Origin of the sequence: Salinibaculum sp. SYNS191, assembly GCF_037338445.1 — an archaeon.
Classification (GTDB): domain Archaea; phylum Halobacteriota; class Halobacteria; order Halobacteriales; family Haloarculaceae; genus Salinibaculum; species Salinibaculum marinum.
The window spans coordinates 1,657,516-1,674,425 of the sequence record NZ_CP147838.1 but is presented as its reverse complement, the minus strand read 5'-3'; the positions used below and the strand labels follow the sequence as shown (position 1 = coordinate 1,674,425).

Sequence of the window (16,910 nt, the reverse complement as noted above, 5' to 3'; positions counted from 1 at the left end):
GTCACTCCCAGTCGGCGTGGGACCGGTGCTGGCCGGCGAGTTCCTTCACCGCCGGGGCGTCGAGCACCCCGCGCTCGGTCACGACGGCGTCGATGCAGTCCGGCGGCGTCACGTCGAAGGTCGGATTCAGTACCGTCAGCGCCGCCTCGCCGTCGTAGAGCTCCTCCGGCGCGCGCGGCTCCAGGTCGATGTGTCCGTCCGGGGAGAGCTTGTCCGCCGCCGCGACGACGTACACGTCGATGCCCTCGAAGGAAGCAGCGATTGCGGCCCCGCGGGTCCCCACCTTGTTGACGACGCGGCCGTCTGCGAGGACCGTGTCGGCACCGACGAGCAGGGCGTCGGCGTCCCACTCCGCGAGTGCGTGGGCGAGTCCGGCGTCGCCGGCCAGCGTCACGTCGGTACTGCCGGCCAGACGTTCCGCGACGTCGACGCCCTCGCGGCCGGGGTTCGACTCCGCGACCAGCACCGCCTCGGGATGGCCCGGTTCCAGCGCCGTCAGGACGGTTCCCGACCGCGAGAACGTGGCGACCCGCTGGCCGGCGATTCGCTCGGCGGCACACTCGGCGGCGCGTCGGTCGGCGGTCACCGCCTGCTCGATGGCCGTCGCCGCCGTGTGTTCGACCGCACTCGCCGTCCGCGCCTCGCTCGCGACGTGCATCACGCAGTTGACCCGGTTCCTGACGACCGACATCGAGGGCCGGGCGGCGAGCAGCGCCCGGGCCGTCTCGGCGACGCGCGACCAGCCACCGTCAGTGTCGTTCCCGTCGACGGCGACGAGCGCCGCCTCGTCCCGGAGCACTTCGAGTGCGCGCACCGAAATGTAGGCCGCGCCGTGCTCGCGGTCGCTGGCGACGGTGTCGACTGTCGGCCGCACCCGGTCGTAGGAGGTCCAGAGGTCGGGCACCGTCTCCCGGTGGAGGATGGCCGTCGGCGCGACCCACTCGTACGCGGCGGTCTCCCAGTCCACGGTCACCTCGCGCGTGGCGGCGTCGAACAGGAACGGGTGGACCACCCACCGCGTCCCGCGCTCGTCGTCCTCGACGGTGAAGGGCTCGCCGCGGCGGACCAGTGTCACGTCCCGGTCGGGGTCCAGACCGGTCTCCTCGCGTATCTCCTGACGCGCGGCCGCCGCCGGGTCGCCCTCTGCGTGGCCGGCGACCCCGCCCCACTGCCCGCGGTAGGACCCGACGGCCTCGCTCCGGCGCAACAGCAGGACTGCGCCCTCGTGCCGGAGGAAGCAGGTCACGACCGCCCGTTCGTCCATACCTCGGCGTTCGACACCCGGGAGTATCAACGTCGGGGCTAGCGACGTGGCACATTAGTGCCAGGCCACCGCAGGAGGTGACATGGACGTTGCCATCATCAGCGACTCGCACATCCCCTCGCGCGCTCAGCGCATCCCGGACCCGTTCCGGGAGCGCGTCGAGACTGCCGACCACGTCGTCCACGCCGGCGACTTCGACTCGAAGGGCGCACTCGCCGACGTGCGTGACCTCGCCCCCGAACTGACCGCCGTCTCCGGGAACATGGACCCCCGCGTCGGCCTGCCGGCGGTCGAAACCGTCGAACTCGGCGGCGTCGAGTTCGTCGTCACTCACGGGACGGGACCGAAACGCGGGTACAAGCAGCGCGTCGCCGACGCGGTGCGCGACAACGCCAGCACGGACGACGCCGTCGGCGTCGCCGGCCACACGCACGAGGTGCTGGACACCACCCACGACGGCGTGCGCCTGCTGAACCCGGGCAGCGTCACCGGTGCGGCCCCCGCCTCGCGGACGACGATGCTGACCGCCACCGTCTCCGGTGGCACGCTCGACGTGACGCTCCACGAGCGCTAGGCGACGGCGTCCCAGATGGCGTCCCGCGTGGCCTCGTCGCGGGCGAACACGGACAGCGGGCCCGCACTGCGCTCGACACACCCGGACTCGCGGGCCAGCAGTTCGCCGGCGACCTGTTCCCGCTCGGCTGGGTGGAAACAGAGGTAGCCGCCGACGCGTCCGCGAGCCAGCAGTCCCCAGTAGACGACGGGTGCCCACGTCTCGATGACGCGCTTGCACTCCCCGCGCACGGCGGCGACCATCTCGCGGTGCTCGCGGCGGAGGTCGTCGCCCTCGATGACCGGCGGGCCGATGATGCTCACCACCGTCGCATGGGAGGGCGGGACGCCGTTGCCGTCGGCGGCGGTGACCGGCGCGCCGTTGTAGGTCACGCCGCCGCCGCGGGTGGCGACGTAGACGTCGTTCAGGACGGGCACGGCGACGGCGGTGGTCCGGGGGCCCTCGTCGTCGACCAGCGTGGCGGCGACGCCGAACGTGGGGACGCCGGCGGCGAAGTTGTTGGTGCCGTCGAGGGCATCGACGACCCAGCGGCGGTCCTCGCGGCCGGGGTGGGCGCCGGACTCCTCGGCCGAGATGGAGTGGTCGGGGAAGGCGTCTTCGATGATGTCCATGACGCGCTGTTCGGCCTCGTGGTCGGCGATGGCTTTCACGTCGTCGTCGCTGAAGTCGGCGTCCAGTGCGCCGCCGGCGAAGCGGTCGCGGAGGTAGTCGGCGGCGGCGGTGACGGCGTCGCGGGCGACAGCGGCGGACTCTGGCATATCGTCCCCGCAGGGGCCCCGCCCTGACGTCGGTTTCGGTTTCCGGCGTCGCGCGGCCGTCCCGGTCGCTCCTGGGCGGCCGAGACGTCCCCCCAACGTATCCGGCAGCGGCGGGCTTTTCACGTCCCGGCCGTAGCGACTGGTATGGACGTCTTCGCCGTCGAGGGACTGCCGGAGGTACGCCCCGGCGACGACATCGCCGCGCTCGTCGCCGAACGGGTCGACCTCCGGCCCGACGACGTGGTCTGTGTCGCCAGCACCATCGTCTCGAAAGCCGAGGGTCGACAGGCCGACCTCGCCGACTACGAGGCCGGCGAGCGCGCCCGCTCCATCGCCGACCGCGTCGCCGACATCGCCGGCGAGGAGAAGGACCCCCGCTTCGCCCAGGCCGTCATCGAGGCCAGCGAGGAACTGCTCATCGACTTTCCCATCATGCTCGCGGTCACCCCCTTCGGCCACATCACGGTCAACGCGGGCATCGACCGCTCGAACCTGCCCGACGCGGACCTCCTCCTGCTCCCCGAGGCTCCCGGCGCGAGCGCGCAGGCGCTCCACGAGGACCTGGGGGCACGCGTCGTCGTGACGGACACCTCCGGGCGGCCGTTCCGCTACGGCCAGCGCGGGGTCGCACTCGGCTGGGCCGGACTCCCGGCAGCACGCGACTGGCGCGGCGAGTTCGACCGCGAGGGGAAGGAACTCACCGCGACGGTCCAGGCCGTCGTCGACGAACTCGCCGCCGCCGCGAACCTCGTCACCGGCGAGGGCGACGGCGGGACGCCGGTGGCCGTCGTGCGCGACTTCGAGTTCGGCGACCACGCCGGCAGCGACGAGCTATTCAGGAAGGAGGAGGACGACATCGTCCGCCGGGCGCTCGCCGCGTGGGAGGGCCAGGCGTGATTGGCGTCGAACTCACGCCCGAGCACCCGGTCCCGCGCCTGACCGACCTCGCCGTCAGCGCGGAGGCGGCGGGCTTCGACACCGTGTTCGCCAGCCACCACTACAACAACCGCGACGAGTTCGTCGCGCTGGCCGACATGGCGCGGGCGACCGACGACGTGCGTCTGGGGCCGGGCATCACCAACCCCTACGAGACCCATCCGGTGACGCTGGCCTCGCGGATGGCGACGCTGGACGAACTCGCCGGCGGCCGCGGCGTCTTCGGCGTCGGTGCCGGCGACCGGTCGACGCTGTCGAACCTCGGCTACGACGACGACGCGCCGCTGCGGCGGGTCCTGGAGACGATGCAGGTCGCCCGCCGCCTCTGGGACGGAGAGCGCGTCGACCACGACGGCACCTTCGAGGCCGTCGACGCCGGCCTGAACTATGACGCCCGCGCCATCCCGGTCTACGTCGGCGCACAGGGGCCGGACATGACGCGGATGGCCGCGAAGTACGCCGACGGCGTGCTGTTCAACGGGGCTCACCCGCGCGACATCGAGTGGGCCGCCGACCGCGTCGCGGAGGGACTGGAGGAGCGTCCCGACCACCGCGGTGACTTCGACTTCGTCGCCTACGCGAGCGTCAGCGTGGCCGAGGACGCCAAGGAGGCCCGCGAGGCCGCCCGCCCGCCGGTCGCCTTCATCGCCGGGAGCGCGCCGCCGCCGCTACTGGAGCGGCACGGACTCGACACGGCGCTCGCGAGCGACATCGGCGAGAAGATAGCGGCCGGCGAGTTCACCGCGGCCTTCGGCGACGTTACAGAGGAGATGATAGACGCGTTCTGTCTCGCGGGAACGCCGGAGACGGTCGGCGAGCGGATGGGAGAAGTGCTGTCGACGGCAGACGGCCTGGTTGCGGGGTCGCCGCTGGGCCCGGACCTCGACGCGGCGGTCAGTTTGGCTGGCGAGGCGGTCCGCTCGACTCGGGGGTGAACAGGTCGATGACCGACCCGAGCACGAGCAGCGTGAAGTAGCCGACCGACAGCGTCACGAGGATAGCACCGACGGTAAGCATCGCGGCCGCCAGCGGGTCGTGCATGGCGACGTCGACGAACTTGCCGGGCATGTCGAGGAGACTCTGGAACAACTGCCTGATGAACATATCTGGGCCTTCCTGCCCGTGGTACTTGTGTGCTTCTGTCCACGGCTGGATTTGCCAGCGACATCGCTAAGGGCCGTCCGCTCCCGGGTCCAGACATGGACGACACCTCGCTCGACGACTTTCTCGACGCCGGCGAGGACGACGATGGGGCCGAAGACGGGGACGACCCCGAGCGGGCCGCGGATGCTACCGACTCGGATTCCGCCCCGGTCGCGAGCGACGCCGGTGATGCTCCGGCGACAGAGACGGACGCCGACACCCACGACGCCGGTGAAACTCCGGCGACAGAGACGGACGCCGACGCTCCCGACACAGACGAACCCGCGGCGGACGTCGACCCGGCGACGACGACCTACCAGTGGACGCCGGCAGGAGCCGTCTGTGCGGCCTGCGGCGAGACCGTCGAGCGCCGCTGGCGGGGCGACGACGGCCTGGTCTGTCCGGACTGCAAGGAGTGGTAGCCGCTCCTTTCGTCATCGTTTCTCAGGGAACCGTTCGGTAGTGAACTGACCCGCATCCTTACTACGCTCGCGCCGTTATGCGTGTGCAACGTGCACTCGCGGTGTGTGGCGGCGACACACGGAGGCATAAGACACTTGGTGAATCCTGGCGGATGCCCCACCGACGCTGCCCGACCACGAGTATGTCCCCCGAACCCATGACAGACACCGAGACCGAAGCCGCCGACGTACAGCCGGAGCGCGCTATCGACGAGGCCAGCGCAGTCGTCGACGACGTCATCGAGAACGTCGAGCGCGTCATCGTGGGCCACCACGAGGAGATAGAGCACATCGTCACGACGCTGCTGGGCCGCGGGCACGTCCTGCTGGAGGACGTCCCCGGCGTCGGGAAGACGATGCTCGCCCGCGCCGTCGCCCGCTCGTTCGACGGGACGTTCAAACGCGTCCAGTTCACGCCGGACCTCCTGCCCTCCGACGTCACCGGCGTCAACGTCTACAACCAGAAGACCGGCGAGTTCGACTTCCGCCCCGGCCCCATCTTCGGCAACGTGGTGCTCGGCGACGAAATCAACCGCGCCCCGCCGAAGACCCAGAGCGCGCTGCTCGAAGCGATGGAGGAGGAGCAGGTCACCGTCGACGGGACGACCCGTGAGGTGCCCCAGCCCTTCACCGTCATCGCGACCCAGAACACCGTCGAGAGCGACCGCGCCTACGACCTGCCGATGGCCGAGGTCGACCGCTTCATGAAGAAATTGCGGCTGGGCTACCCCGACGAGGCCGAGGAGACGGAGATGCTCGGCCGCGTCGTCGGCGACCACCCCATCGACGAGTTGACCCCGGTCGCGACGCTGGGCGAACTCACCGCCGCGCGACGGACCGCCGCCGACGTGACCGTCGCCTCGCAGGTGCGCACCTACGCGACGCGGCTGTCGACGTACACCCGCGAGCACGCACAACTGGGCGTCAGTCCGCGCGGGACGCTGTCGCTGCTGCGTGCCGCGCAGGCACGGGCCGTCCTCGACGGGCGGGGCTACGTCGTCCCCGACGACGTCCAGCGGGAGGCGCGGGCCGTCCTCACCCACCGGGTGCGGACCGACAGCGACCGCACGGCGAGTGACGTCGTCGAGGACGCGCTCGCCACCGTCGACCCGGAATGAGGCCGACCCGCCGCGGTGTGGCGGCGCTGGTCGTCGTCGCACTCGCAATGGGCCTCGCGTGGGCCGCCGGCGAGCGCGCGCTCAACGCGGTGGCCGCGCCGCTGCTGGCCGCCTTCCTCTTCGGCGCGTTCGTCGTCTGGCGCGCGCCGGAACCGGCTGTCGCGTACGGCCGCCTCCAGTCTGGCTATCCCGGCGACGAGCGCACGCTGACCATCGACGTGGCGGGCGGCGCGCTCGTCACGCTCGACCTCCACCTGCCGGAGGGGCTGGCGACGGCGGACGTCGACACCGTGGTGAGTCCGCCGGCGACCGTCGAGCGGACGCTGACCCTCGCCCGGCGGGGAATCTACCGGTTGGACCCACCGCGGGTCCGCCAGCGCGACCCGCTGGGGTTCGTCGAGCGCCGCGTCGACGTCGACGCGACGACCGAGTTCGTCGTCTACCCCCGAGTCTACGAGATGGACGCCGGCGCGCTGAGCGCGCTGTTCGCGGACGAACTCGCCGCCGAGCGCCAGCAGTTCGACCGCCTGCGCGAGTACGAACCCGGCGACCCGCTGAAGAACGTCCACTGGAAGTCAAGCGCCAAGCGCGACGACCTGCTGGTGATGGAGTTCGCGGCCGCCGAACAACACGAGACGGTCCACGTCGCGGCCGAGGCCGCGGAGGGGTACACCGACGAGATGGCCGCCGCGGCCGCGACGCTCGCGACGAGCGCGCTCGAAGCCGGGCTCACTGTCTCGCTGACCGCGCCCGACGACAGCCTCCCGGCCGAGACGGGCGACGAGCATCGGGAGGCGCTGTTGCGCCTGCTCTCGCGGACCGGCCCCGGTCGGCTCCCCGCCGAGGTTCGCGAGAGCGCCGACGTCGCAATCAGCGCCGACGCGGAGGGCACGACGGTCCGGCTGGCCGACCGCACGCAGTCGTTCGAGGCGGTCCGCGGAACGGGCGGTGCCGGCACGGGGGAGGTGGTCCCGTGAGCACCGTCGACCGCGCCTGGCGGTGGGCGCGCCCGTCCCTGCCAGCGACGCGGACGCTCGCGCTGGTCGGGCTGGCGACGCTGCTGGGCTCGGTGTTGCTCGTCCTCCGGGACATCGTCGACGTCTCCGGGGACCTCTCGACGTTCTACCTGTTCGCCGGCGTCGCGGCGGTCGCGGCGACGGTGCTGGCCCGGGTGCTCCGGGTCGCCGTGGCGCTCGTCCTGGCGGCCGTGGCGCTCGCGGTCGGACTGGCCGTCTACGTCGTCTCGCTGCCGTACGACCCGGCGGTGGCGGCGATGGTCGAGAGCAACGTCGAACTCCTGAGCGGGCAGTCGCTGCTGGAGATAGAGCGGTCGACGGTGTGGGCGCTGTCGGTCACGCCGACGCCCGTCTTCGTCACCTGGTACCTGGGCCTGCGCGGCTGGTACGGCAGCGCTGCCGCCGTCGCCGGCGGGATGCTCGGCTACCTCGTGCTCACCGGCGACGCCAGCCTGTCCGTGACGCTGTTCGGCGTCGTCGGTGCCGCCGCGGCGCTCGGCTTCGGTGACCTCCACCGACGGAACGCCTCGGTCCGGGACGCCGAGACGGTGGCCGTCGTCCTCGCGGTGATGGTGCTGACGCCGGCGCTGGTGTCGGTCGTCCCCGGCGGCTCCGGTGCCGCCGTCGGCCTCGCGGGGGGTGACGGTGGGGAGAACACCATCGAGGCGAGCCTCCTCTCGCCGGAGTCCTCGTTCGACGTCGCCGGGACCATCGACCTCTCGCCGGCGGTCCGGTTCAGGGTGACGAGCCCCGAGAGCCGGTACTGGCGGGTCGGCAGCTACAACCGCTACACGGGCGAGGGGTGGGTCCGTAGCGGCGAGTCGACGGCCTACCGCGAGGACGTCCTCTCCTCGCCGCCGGGTCGCTCGCGCCTGCTGCAACAGACGTTCAGCGTCGAGTCCTCGACCTCTATCATGCCAGCGGCGTGGCGTCCCGTCGAGGTCGGCTCCGCGGTCGCCAATCGCACGTCGGTCAGGGAGGCGGGCGGACTGGAACGCGAAGGCCCCTTCCTCCCCGGCGACAGCTACTCGGTCATCAGTGCCGTGCCCGTCGCGTCACCGGGGGACCTCTCGGGACCGGTCGGTGCGGACCCGCCCGAACTGGCCGAGCGGTACACCCAACTCCCCGCCAGCACGCCGGACCGCGTCGCCCGACGGACGGCGAACCTCGTCGGCGCGGACGCCACCCGCTACGAGGCCGCACGGCGCATTCAGCAGTGGTTGCAGACCAACCGAGAGTACTCGCTGGAGGTCGAGAAGCCGTCGGGGAACATCGCCGACGCCTTCCTCTTCGAGATGGAGCGGGGCTACTGCACCTACTACGCGACGACGATGGTCACGATGCTGCGCACGCAGGACATCCCCGCGCGCCTCGTCGTCGGCTACACGCCCGGCGAGGAGGTCGAGGACGACGAGTACGTCGTCCGCGGGCTGAACTCCCACGCCTGGGTCGAGGTGTACTTCCCGGAGACGGGCTGGGTGCAGTTCGACCCGACCCCGGCCGAGCCACGCCAGGAAGCCGAGCAGGAGCGCATCGACGAGTTCGAGTCCTCGTCCGAGACCGGGAGCACCGCGACGCCCGGCGGGACTCCTACGCCCGACGGGACGGCCACGCCCACCGCGACGCCGACGCCGAACCGTCCCACCCCTCTCGGCGGGACGCCGACGCCTCCCGACGGGCCACAGAACGGCTCGGGCGCCGACGACGACGGCGAGGGCGGCATCCAGCTGCCGGAACTCCCGTCGACGGACCGGCTCGCGCTGGGTGCCATCGCCTTCGTCGGACTCGCGGCCGGCGTCCGGCGCAGCCGACTGGCCGAGCGGGCCTACCGCTTCGCCTGGCTGCGCTACCAGCCGCGGGCCGAGCCGAGGACCGACGTCGAGCGGTCCTGGCAGCGGGTCGCGTACCTGCTCGAACGTCGCCACCGGCCGCGACGTACCGGCGAGACGGTCAGGGGCTACCTGTCGGCCGTCGATGCGGGGCCGCTGGTCCGCCGGGTCGCACGGCTCCGCGAGCGGGCCGCCTACGGCGACGACGCCACCGAAGCGATGGCCGACGAGGCCCGCAGTCTCGTCGAGCGTATCAGGCGTCAGTCGTGACCCAGGCCCGCGAGTCCGGGATTGATAGTCCCGACAGTGTTTAATAGGAAGATTTCGTACGACGAACTGTAATGTCGGAAGTCTGCTCGACGTGCGGGCTGCCCGAGGAGCTCTGCGTCTGTGAAGACGTCGCCAAGGACTCCCAGCAGATCAACATCCGCATCGACGAGCGCCGCTACGGGAAGGAGGTAACGATTATCGAGGGATTCGATCCGAGCGACGTCGACATGGATCGGCTGTCGTCGGACCTCAAGTCGAAGTTCGCCTGCGGGGGGACGGTAGACGACGGACAGATAGAGCTCCAGGGCAACCACACTGGCCGCGTCGAGGATTTCCTCCGGGACAAGGGCTTCAACGTCGCCTGACGACCCGGTTCGTTCTGCGGTGACGCCACGCGTCGAGCCGCCGGCTCGTCATCACGTCGTTTCCTCACCGAGGGCTTCGCTACCGAACTCGGACTTCTTGACACGTCGCCAACGCGGGGAGTGACCAAATGGGTCGAGCTATTACGCTGGCTTCCCGAGGGCTGGCAATGGAAGTCAACCCCGACGAGGCCGTTGACGAGATGTATCGCTTGCTCACCTCGCTTATCGTCCCCCGTCCCATCGGCTGGGTGTCCAGCCGCAGCCCCGACGGCGTCGACAATCTCGCTCCGTACAGCTTCTACATGGGCGTCATCGAGGCCAACCCACCAGTCGTCATGGTCTCGACCGAGCGCAGACCCGACGGGACCCCGAAAGACTCCGCTGCCAACGTCCTCGAGACCGAAGCGTTCGGACTCAATCTCGTCACCAGCGACCTCGTCGAGGCGATGGACCGCACCAGCGACAACGTCGACAGTGACGAAGACGAGTTCGACCTCGCCGACCTCGACCGTCGTGAGGCGGAGACCGTCGACGTCCCGCTCGTCGCCGCCGCCAAGGCCACCATGGAGTGTACCCTCCACGACACGATGGAAATTGGCGACCACATCGTCATCTTCGGTCACATCGAGCACATTACCGTCGACGACGAACTCCTCACCGACGGCAAGATAGACGTCGAGAAGGTCGACGCGGTCGGCCGTCTCACCGGGTCGTACTACGCCGAACTCGACCCGTTCAAAGTCACTCGCCCCTGGGCGCAATAACTACTCCGTCGAGACCTGTACTCGCCACCGGCAGACTCGGCGTGTCCCTCTCTCCATTCACGAGAACGGGGACCAGTAGGAGTGTCGCGTGCGGGAGCGGTGGCGGTAGGTTGATGTGTCGTACTGCGAGCGCTCGACCGAGCGCGAGCAGCCTTTTTCACTATGTTTTTGCAAGGAGTGGTGCGCCACGCGCCGAAGGCGCGTGTGCGACACCCAACGCCGCAAAAAGTAGTCTCAGAAGAACTTGAACAGGTCGTCTCGTTTGGCTTCGTGGAGGTGGTGGCGGACGGCCTCGGTCGCGGCGTCGATGTTCCCGCGCTTGGCGCTGATGGGGGCGATGGTCTCCTGCCACTGCTTCCAGGGTGGGACGAGGCCGAGGCGGTCGCAGATGTCGTTCAGGCGCTGGTCGCGGTCGTCGACCTTGTCCATCTTGTTGACGGCGACGACGGGCGGGATGCCGACGTCCCGGAGGAAGTGGAAGAGCTCGACGTCGTGGGGGATCTCGTCGGGGCCGGAGTGGCGGTCGATGATGTCGACGACGGCTTTCCCGTCGAGCACGAGCACGCCGGCGAGGATGTTGTCGGCGTAGCGCTCGACGTACTGCACCACGTCGGTCTTGATCTCCTCCTGGGCGTCCTCGGGGAGCCCCTTCATGTAGCCGAAGCCGGGGAGGTCGGTGAGGACGAAGTCCTCCGGTGCCCAGTCGTAGTGGTTGGGCTTGCGGGTGACGCCGGGGCGTTGCCCGGTGTCGAAGGTGTGGCCGGTGAGTTCGCGCATAAGCGTCGACTTGCCGACGTTGGACCGCCCGACGAGAACGACCTCCGCGTCCCGGTCCGGCCGCGTCTCGAACATACAGGGCGTACTCCCTCGGCGGGAATAAGGCTGTCAGTTCCGGCTCGCGGGACGCGAGCGGCCGGTCAGCCCGCTCCGTCGGTCGGCGTCGCTGCCGACGTCGCCAGTTGGGGTCCCGCTCCGGTGGGGCCGCGTCGAGCGTGGCCGCTAAGTATATCCCTTATCAATTCAGTGTAACTTGTAGGTGGGCAACGTGGCGCAGAAACTATCGACAGGGGTGGAAGCAATCGACAGACAGCTAGAGGGCGGCCTTCCGCCGGGGAATCTCCTGGCGCTGGTCACACCGCCGGGGAGCCAGAGCGAATCGCTCGTCCATCATCTGATGCGGGAGCGACCGACGAAATACCTCTCGACGCTCAGGTGGAACGACGCCGTCGAGGACGGGCTCAGGGGCGTCCACGACTTCGAGGCCGATGTCACGGTCGAGTACGTGGGGAAGTCGGCCACGATGGACAACAAGTTCTTCAAGGAGGTGACCGGCAACCGGGCGCCGTCTATCGCCTCCACCGATGAGAACGTCCTGCTGAACGGCGTCTACGACGCCATCGAGGCGGTCGACCGGACGTCCAACGTCGTCGTCGACCCGACGAACCCGCTCGAACGCACCGAAAAGCGGAACGCGTACCAGGAGGTGCTCAACTACTTCAAACAGCGGATGATAGAGACCGAGAGCATCGGCGTCCTCCACTGCATCGCCTCGGACTCCGTGCCGCCGCTGCGCGGGACGACGCTGACCGTCGCCGACACCGTCTGGGAACTCGAAATCGTGTCGGTGCCGACCGGCATCGAACACCAGTTGACGATTCCGAAGAACAGGGGCGGCAACACCGTCTCGGAGAAGATATCGCTCGAAATCAACCGCCAGGTCCACGTCGACAACAGCCGGAACATCTGACCCCGAACGCTTTTTCTCCCCGCCGCCGACCCCGGAGACGTGCGACTCGTTCAGGTCACCATCCCCGCGGGCAAACGCGAGACAGTGCTCGCGACCCTCGACGACGAGGGCATCGACTACGTCGTGACCGACGAGACCAGCGGGCGGAAATACGCCGCCGTCGCCACCTTCCCGCTGCCGAAAAACGCCGTCGAGCCGGTGCTGGAGTCGCTCCGGGAGGCCGGCCTCAGCGACGACACCTTCACCGTCGTCGTCGAGGCCAGCACCGTCGTCTCACAGCGGTTCGAACAGCTCCAGGAGGAGTACGCCGAGGAGAAGGACGAGGACATCATCGCCCGCGAGGAGTTGACCGCGGCCGCCTCCTCGCTCGCGCCGTCGACGACGACCTACGTCGTGATGACAGTCGTCAGCGCCGTCATCGCCACGGCGGGGCTCCTGCTCGACTCCCCGGCGGTCGTCGTCGGGTCGATGGTCATCGCGCCGCTCGTGGGGCCCGCGATGGCCGCGAGCGTCGGCACCGTCGTCAACGACCACGACCTGTTCTCGCGGGGCGTCCGCCTCCAGGTCGGCGGCCTCCTGCTGGCGGTCCTGACCGCTGCGGCCTTCGCAACCTTCGTCCGGTACACCAACGTCGTGCCGCCGCTGGCCGACGTGGCGACAGTCCCGGAGATACGCGAGCGGGTCGCGCCCGACTTCCTCTCGCTCGTCGTCGCGCTCGGTGCCGGCGCGGCCGGCATCGTCAGCCTCACCTCCGGCGTCTCGACGGCGCTGGTCGGCGTGATGATCGCCGTCGCGCTCATCCCGCCCGCCGCGACGGCCGGCATCGGGCTGGCCTGGGGCGCGCCGCTCGTGACGCTCGGCTCCAGCGTCCTGCTGCTCGTGAACGTCCTCTCCATCAACCTCGCGGCGCTGGTCGTCCTGTGGTACCGCGGCTACCGCCCGGAGCACTGGTTCCGCCAGAACAGCGCAAAGAGCGCGACGGTCAAGCGCATCGGCGTCCTCGTCGTGGCAATCGTCGTGCTGTCGGCCTTCCTCGGCGGCGTGACCGTCGACTCCTACACCCGCGCGACGACGACTCAGGACATCCAGGCCGACGCGGAGGCCGTCGTCAACTCGACGGACGCCTCGGTGCCCTTCGACGTTCAGTTGCTCGACGTCGAGGTCGAACAGACCAACACCGTCCTCTTCCAGCGGCCACAGCGGGTCATCGTGACCGTGGGCGTTCCGCCCGGCGAGACGGTCGGCAGTCTCTCCTCGACGCTGGATGCCCGCATCGAGGAGCGCCTGGGACGGAATATCACGACTGAGGTCCGGTACCTGACGACCGAAGTCGGCTGACGTGGCGGTCGCGCCGTCCGCTGACTACTCGTCGAAGGGCAGTTCCGGTTCGTACTCCACGGCGTCGATTGCCGCGTCCAGCACCGCGTCGACGTTCTCGTCCTCGGTGATGCTCATGTAGTAGTCGGCCTCGACGTCCCGCGAGCGGTCGGACTTGTTACATATCGTCAGGACCGGCACGTCGAAGCGCGCCTCGATGGCGTCCCGGAGTTCGAGCTGGTCGGCGAGCGGGTAGCCGCAGTCGCCGGAGGCGTCCAGCAGGACGAGCACGGCGTCGGCGGCGTGTTCGAGCGCGCTGACGGCCTGTGACTCGATATCGTTGCGCTCCTCCGGCGGGCGGTCGAGCAGCCCCGGCGTGTCGACGAGCTGGTAGCGGATGTGGTCGCGCTCGACGTGGCCGATGTCGACCCCGGTCGTGGTGAAGGGGTAGCTTGCGGTCTCGTTGCTGGCGCGGGTGACCTCGTTGACGAAGGAGGACTTGCCGACGTTCGGGTAGCCGGCGATGACGATGGTCGGCTCGTCCGGGCGGATGTCGGGCAGTTTCCGCAGGTCCCAGCGGGCGTCCGCCAGCACCTGGATGTCGTCCTCGATTTCGTCGACGACGTCGGCGACGCGGGCGAAAGCCTGCTTGCGGAGCTTGCGGGCGGTGTCGGCGTCGCCGCGAGCGATGCGGCCCTCGTACTCCTTGCGGATGTCGGTGGCCTTCCGGGAGGCCCAGGAGAGTTCGTTCAGCGACTGGCGCAGGGCGTCCACGTCGGCGATGGCGTCGGCGAGCTCGTAGTAGAACGGGTCGAGCGTCCCGAAGTCGGGCCACTCGCTGACCGCGTTCTCCAGGTTGTCGGAGACGATGTTGGTCGCGGTCATCAGCATCGACTGCTGGGCGTCGACGCCGGACTTCGAGCGCCCGGACCGGGCCGCTCGCGAGAAGGCCTTGTCGACGAGCTCGTCGGCGGTTAAAAGCGTCGGCAAGTCCTCGAACGGCTGGCTCATTACCGCGCCGTAGACGGCCAGCACTGAAAAGCGCGTCCGTTGGCACGCCCTGTCACGCCCGCCGACACCGTCTTGCCGCTCGCCGGCGAATTGTGGGCATGACCAACTGGAACGCCGTCGTCATCGGGTTTCTCGCGGGTATCGTCAGCGGATTTCTCGCCTTCGCGCTGCCGGTTATCGGACACATCGGTGCCGGCCTCATCGCGGGCGTCGTCGCGGGTCTGGTCGCCGGCGGCGGCCTCGCGAACGGGGCCTGGCACGGCCTGCTCGCCGGCTCGCTGGGCGGTCTCGTCCTCGCCATCCTCTTTGGAGTCCTCGGTGCCCTCGCCGGCGGCGTGGCCGCCGGCCCCATCGGCGGCATCCTCGGCGGTGCCAGCGTGTTCGTCATCGCCGTCGCTATCGCCCTGGTCTTCGCTATCGACAGCGCCATCGGCGGGGCCGTCGGTGGACTACTGGGATAAAAAGACTATCCCGCCTGTCGCAGGCCGTGTCTACCGCCGCTTTTCGAGTTCTTCGCGCAGGTCCCCGACGGTCATGTCGTGCATCGCCAGCAAAACGAGCAAGTGATAGACGATGTCCGCGGACTCGTGGGCGATTTCGTCGTCGTCGCCGTCCTTCGCGGCCAGAATCAGCTCCGTCATCTCCTCGCCCAGCTTCTCCAGCACGGCGTTCTCGCCTTTCTCGTGGGTGAACAGCGAGGCCGTGTAGGAGTCCTCCGGGAGACGTTCCTTGCGGTCCTCGATGACCGCGAATAGCTCGTCGACGATGTCGGTGTCGCTCATGGCGGCCACAACACCGCGGACGCTCTTCAGCGCGTCGAAGCGTCGAAGAAGGCGAGGTCGTGGATGCGGGAGTCGCCGGTGAGTTCCGGGTGGAAGGAAGTGCCGACGACCGGGCCCTGCCTGACGGCGACGGGGTTGTCGTCCCACCTCGCCAGCACCTCCACGCCCGCGAACACCTCGTCGATGACCGGCGCGCGGATGAACACGGCGGGGAAGGGCTCGTCGAAGCCCTCGACGTCCAGCGGGGCCTCGAAGCTGTCCTTCTGCCGGCCGAAGGCGTTGCGCTCGACGGTCACGTCCAGCAGGTTCAGCGTCTCCACGCGGTCGTCCTGGGCGTCCGTGCTGGCGACGATGAGGCCGGCACACGTCGCCAGCAGCGGCTTGCCGGCCTCGACGTGGGCGATTATCTCCCCGGCGATGCCCTCCCGCTGGATGAGCCGGGAGATGGTGGTCGACTCCCCGCCAGGCATGAGCAGGGCGTCGCAGTCGGGCACCAGCCCGGACTCGCGTATCTCGACCACTTCGCTCTCCCGGCCGTGGGCTGCGGCGGCACGCTCGATTGCCTCCGCGTGCTCGCTCACGTCCCCCTGTACGGCCACCACACCCGCCGTCAGCGTCATGACTCCCCGTATGGTGCTGACGGCGAAAAACCCCTCGTTACGTCAGTCGTCCGCGGCGGCAGGTTCGCTTCCCTCTGCCGTCGTCTCGGCTGTCTCCGTCTCCTCTGTCGGCGGTGCTGTGTACCGGATACCCCGGCTGGCACTGTAGTGTGTCATTGTATACCTCACTCGCAGTCCGACACATAAGCTTCGCCCCTAGAGAATATAATGGGAATTTAATATCTGCGCGCCGGCGATGCACGCTGGGCATATTCGAGTGGCGCGTCGCCGCCGGACCAACTCTGCTCCGCTCACTCGCCGACGACGTTGCCGACGGCCTCCGCGTCCACCAGACTCTCGACGTACTTCGCCACCACGTCCACTTCCAGGTGGACCGGGTCGCCGACCTCCTTCTCCGAGAGCGTCGTCAGTCGGTACGTCTCGGGGATGATAGCGACGCTGAACTGTCCGTCCGCGAGGTCAGCGACGGTCAGGCTGATGCCGTCGACGGTTATCGACCCCTTGGGAACGATGTACTGTCCCTGCCCCTCCGGAATCGAGAACGTGTAGACCCAGTCCTCGCCTTCCTGTTCGATGCCGAGCACCTCGGCGGTGGTGTCGACGTGACCCTGCACGAAGTGGCCGTCGAAGCGGCCGTCGGCGGGCATCGCGCGTTCGAGGTTCACGCTGTCGCCGACCGCGAGGTCCCCGAGGTACGTCTTCGCGACGGTCTCCGTCGCGAGGAACAGCGAGAACCACTCGCCGTCCGCGTACTCCTCGACGGTCAGACAGGCCCCGCTGACGCTGATGGACTGCCCGGCCGACAGGTCCTCGAAGGTGGTCCCGATGCGCAGTCGACGGCCGCCCTCCTCGTCCTCGACGGCCAGCACCTCGCCGGTCTCCTCGACGATGCCGGTGAACATACCCTCGCTTCGGGTCGAACCGGCCAAACGCTT

At 69.4% G+C, this 16,910-nt stretch carries 20 protein-coding genes; 12 read left to right on the top strand and 8 right to left on the bottom strand.

All coding sequences use genetic code 11. The features are described from left to right. Nucleotide 1: 1 nt before the first annotated feature. Nucleotides 2-1,264, bottom strand: coding sequence for an NUDIX domain-containing protein (locus WDJ57_RS09110; protein WP_338905742.1), 1,263 nt, complete (start codon nucleotides 1,262-1,264; stop codon nucleotides 2-4). Nucleotides 1,265-1,346: 82 nt separating this feature from the next. Between WDJ57_RS09110 and WDJ57_RS09105 the strand changes: the two genes are divergently transcribed. Then, nucleotides 1,347-1,838: a metallophosphoesterase family protein gene (locus tag WDJ57_RS09105; protein ID WP_338905741.1), complete on the top strand. Its 492-nt coding sequence runs from the start codon at nucleotides 1,347-1,349 to the stop codon at nucleotides 1,836-1,838. Here the strand turns inward: WDJ57_RS09105 and WDJ57_RS09100 are convergent. Then, a complete protein-coding gene (locus WDJ57_RS09100; RefSeq protein WP_338905739.1) occupies nucleotides 1,835-2,596 on the bottom strand; it encodes an inositol monophosphatase family protein in 762 nt (253 codons plus the stop codon). The genes WDJ57_RS09105 and WDJ57_RS09100 overlap by 4 nt on opposite strands. A 144-nt stretch (nucleotides 2,597-2,740) precedes the next feature. Here WDJ57_RS09100 and WDJ57_RS09095 point away from each other — a divergent pair, with 144 nt between their 5' ends. Together WDJ57_RS09095 and WDJ57_RS09090 are read left to right on the top strand one after the other, a co-directional pair. Then, entirely contained in the window at nucleotides 2,741-3,493 is a 753-nt protein-coding gene (locus WDJ57_RS09095; protein WP_338905738.1) for a coenzyme F420-0:L-glutamate ligase, read from the top strand. Beyond that, the gene (locus tag WDJ57_RS09090; RefSeq protein WP_338905737.1) at nucleotides 3,490-4,467 is read left to right on the top strand and encodes a 5,10-methylenetetrahydromethanopterin reductase; all 978 of its coding nucleotides are present in this window, start codon (nucleotides 3,490-3,492) and stop codon (nucleotides 4,465-4,467) included. Before WDJ57_RS09095 ends, WDJ57_RS09090 begins: the two co-directional genes overlap by 4 nt. Here the strand turns inward: WDJ57_RS09090 and WDJ57_RS09085 are convergent. Continuing rightward, nucleotides 4,427-4,636 (bottom strand): hypothetical protein, encoded by a 210-nt coding sequence (locus WDJ57_RS09085; RefSeq protein ID WP_338905736.1) that lies wholly within the window; start codon nucleotides 4,634-4,636, stop codon nucleotides 4,427-4,429. The genes WDJ57_RS09090 and WDJ57_RS09085 overlap by 41 nt on opposite strands. Nucleotides 4,637-4,731: 95 nt before the next feature. Here WDJ57_RS09085 and WDJ57_RS09080 point away from each other — a divergent pair, with 95 nt between their 5' ends. The 6 genes from WDJ57_RS09080 (at nucleotide 4,732) to WDJ57_RS09055 (ending at nucleotide 10,498) form a co-directional block, all read left to right on the top strand. Continuing rightward, nucleotides 4,732-5,097, top strand: a complete 366-nt coding sequence (locus tag WDJ57_RS09080; RefSeq protein WP_338905734.1) for a DUF7573 domain-containing protein — start codon at nucleotides 4,732-4,734, stop codon at nucleotides 5,095-5,097. 197 nt (nucleotides 5,098-5,294) lie between these two features. Beyond that, entirely contained in the window at nucleotides 5,295-6,254 is a 960-nt protein-coding gene (locus WDJ57_RS09075; RefSeq protein ID WP_338905733.1) for an AAA family ATPase, read from the top strand. Then, nucleotides 6,251-7,231, top strand: coding sequence for a DUF58 domain-containing protein (locus WDJ57_RS09070; RefSeq protein ID WP_338905732.1), 981 nt, complete (start codon nucleotides 6,251-6,253; stop codon nucleotides 7,229-7,231). The genes WDJ57_RS09075 and WDJ57_RS09070 overlap by 4 nt, the downstream gene beginning before the upstream one ends. Then, the gene (locus tag WDJ57_RS09065) at nucleotides 7,228-9,369 is read left to right on the top strand and encodes a transglutaminase TgpA family protein (protein ID WP_338905731.1); all 2,142 of its coding nucleotides are present in this window, start codon (nucleotides 7,228-7,230) and stop codon (nucleotides 9,367-9,369) included. The genes WDJ57_RS09070 and WDJ57_RS09065 overlap by 4 nt, the downstream gene beginning before the upstream one ends. Before the next feature lie 71 nt (nucleotides 9,370-9,440). Further along, complete coding sequence (gene yciH, locus WDJ57_RS09060) at nucleotides 9,441-9,734, top strand: stress response translation initiation inhibitor YciH (protein WP_338905729.1); 294 nt, start codon at nucleotides 9,441-9,443, stop codon at nucleotides 9,732-9,734. A 167-nt stretch (nucleotides 9,735-9,901) separates the two neighbouring features. Continuing rightward, nucleotides 9,902-10,498 (top strand): flavin reductase family protein, encoded by a 597-nt coding sequence (locus WDJ57_RS09055; protein ID WP_338905727.1) that lies wholly within the window; start codon nucleotides 9,902-9,904, stop codon nucleotides 10,496-10,498. A gap of 234 nt (nucleotides 10,499-10,732) precedes the next feature. Here the strand turns inward: WDJ57_RS09055 and engB are convergent, their stop codons facing one another. Next, nucleotides 10,733-11,350: a GTP-binding protein EngB gene (engB, locus tag WDJ57_RS09050; protein ID WP_338905725.1), complete on the bottom strand. Its 618-nt coding sequence runs from the start codon at nucleotides 11,348-11,350 to the stop codon at nucleotides 10,733-10,735. Between the two features lie 193 nt (nucleotides 11,351-11,543). On the opposite strand from engB, the gene WDJ57_RS09045 reads away from it, so the two are divergent. Then, nucleotides 11,544-12,245: an RAD55 family ATPase gene (locus WDJ57_RS09045; RefSeq protein ID WP_338905723.1), complete on the top strand. Its 702-nt coding sequence runs from the start codon at nucleotides 11,544-11,546 to the stop codon at nucleotides 12,243-12,245. Between the two features lie 39 nt (nucleotides 12,246-12,284). Continuing rightward, on the top strand, nucleotides 12,285-13,583 hold the full coding sequence (locus tag WDJ57_RS09040) for a TIGR00341 family protein (RefSeq protein WP_338905721.1): 1,299 nt from the start codon (nucleotides 12,285-12,287) through the stop codon (nucleotides 13,581-13,583). A 24-nt stretch (nucleotides 13,584-13,607) separates the two neighbouring features. Here WDJ57_RS09040 and WDJ57_RS09035 read toward each other — a convergent pair whose 3' ends face one another. Beyond that, on the bottom strand, nucleotides 13,608-14,573 hold the full coding sequence (locus WDJ57_RS09035; RefSeq protein ID WP_338905720.1) for an NOG1 family protein: 966 nt from the start codon (nucleotides 14,571-14,573) through the stop codon (nucleotides 13,608-13,610). A gap of 98 nt (nucleotides 14,574-14,671) precedes the next feature. Between WDJ57_RS09035 and WDJ57_RS09030 the strand changes: the two genes are divergently transcribed. Beyond that, a complete protein-coding gene (locus WDJ57_RS09030; RefSeq protein ID WP_338905719.1) occupies nucleotides 14,672-15,034 on the top strand; it encodes a DUF5518 domain-containing protein in 363 nt (120 codons plus the stop codon). Nucleotides 15,035-15,064: 30 nt separating this feature from the next. On the opposite strand, the gene hisE is transcribed toward WDJ57_RS09030, so the two are convergent. The 3 genes from hisE to WDJ57_RS09015 form a co-directional block, all read right to left on the bottom strand. Then, nucleotides 15,065-15,355 carry a phosphoribosyl-ATP diphosphatase gene (hisE, locus tag WDJ57_RS09025; RefSeq protein WP_338905717.1) on the bottom strand — a complete coding sequence of 97 codons (291 nt, stop codon included), beginning with the start codon at nucleotides 15,353-15,355 and terminating at the stop codon, nucleotides 15,065-15,067. A gap of 26 nt (nucleotides 15,356-15,381) precedes the next feature. Continuing rightward, on the bottom strand, nucleotides 15,382-15,975 hold the full coding sequence (gene pdxT, locus WDJ57_RS09020) for a pyridoxal 5'-phosphate synthase glutaminase subunit PdxT (protein WP_338905715.1): 594 nt from the start codon (nucleotides 15,973-15,975) through the stop codon (nucleotides 15,382-15,384). A gap of 290 nt (nucleotides 15,976-16,265) precedes the next feature. Further along, on the bottom strand, nucleotides 16,266-16,877 hold the full coding sequence (locus WDJ57_RS09015) for a riboflavin synthase (RefSeq protein WP_338905713.1): 612 nt from the start codon (nucleotides 16,875-16,877) through the stop codon (nucleotides 16,266-16,268). Between the last annotated feature and the right edge of the window lie 33 nt (nucleotides 16,878-16,910).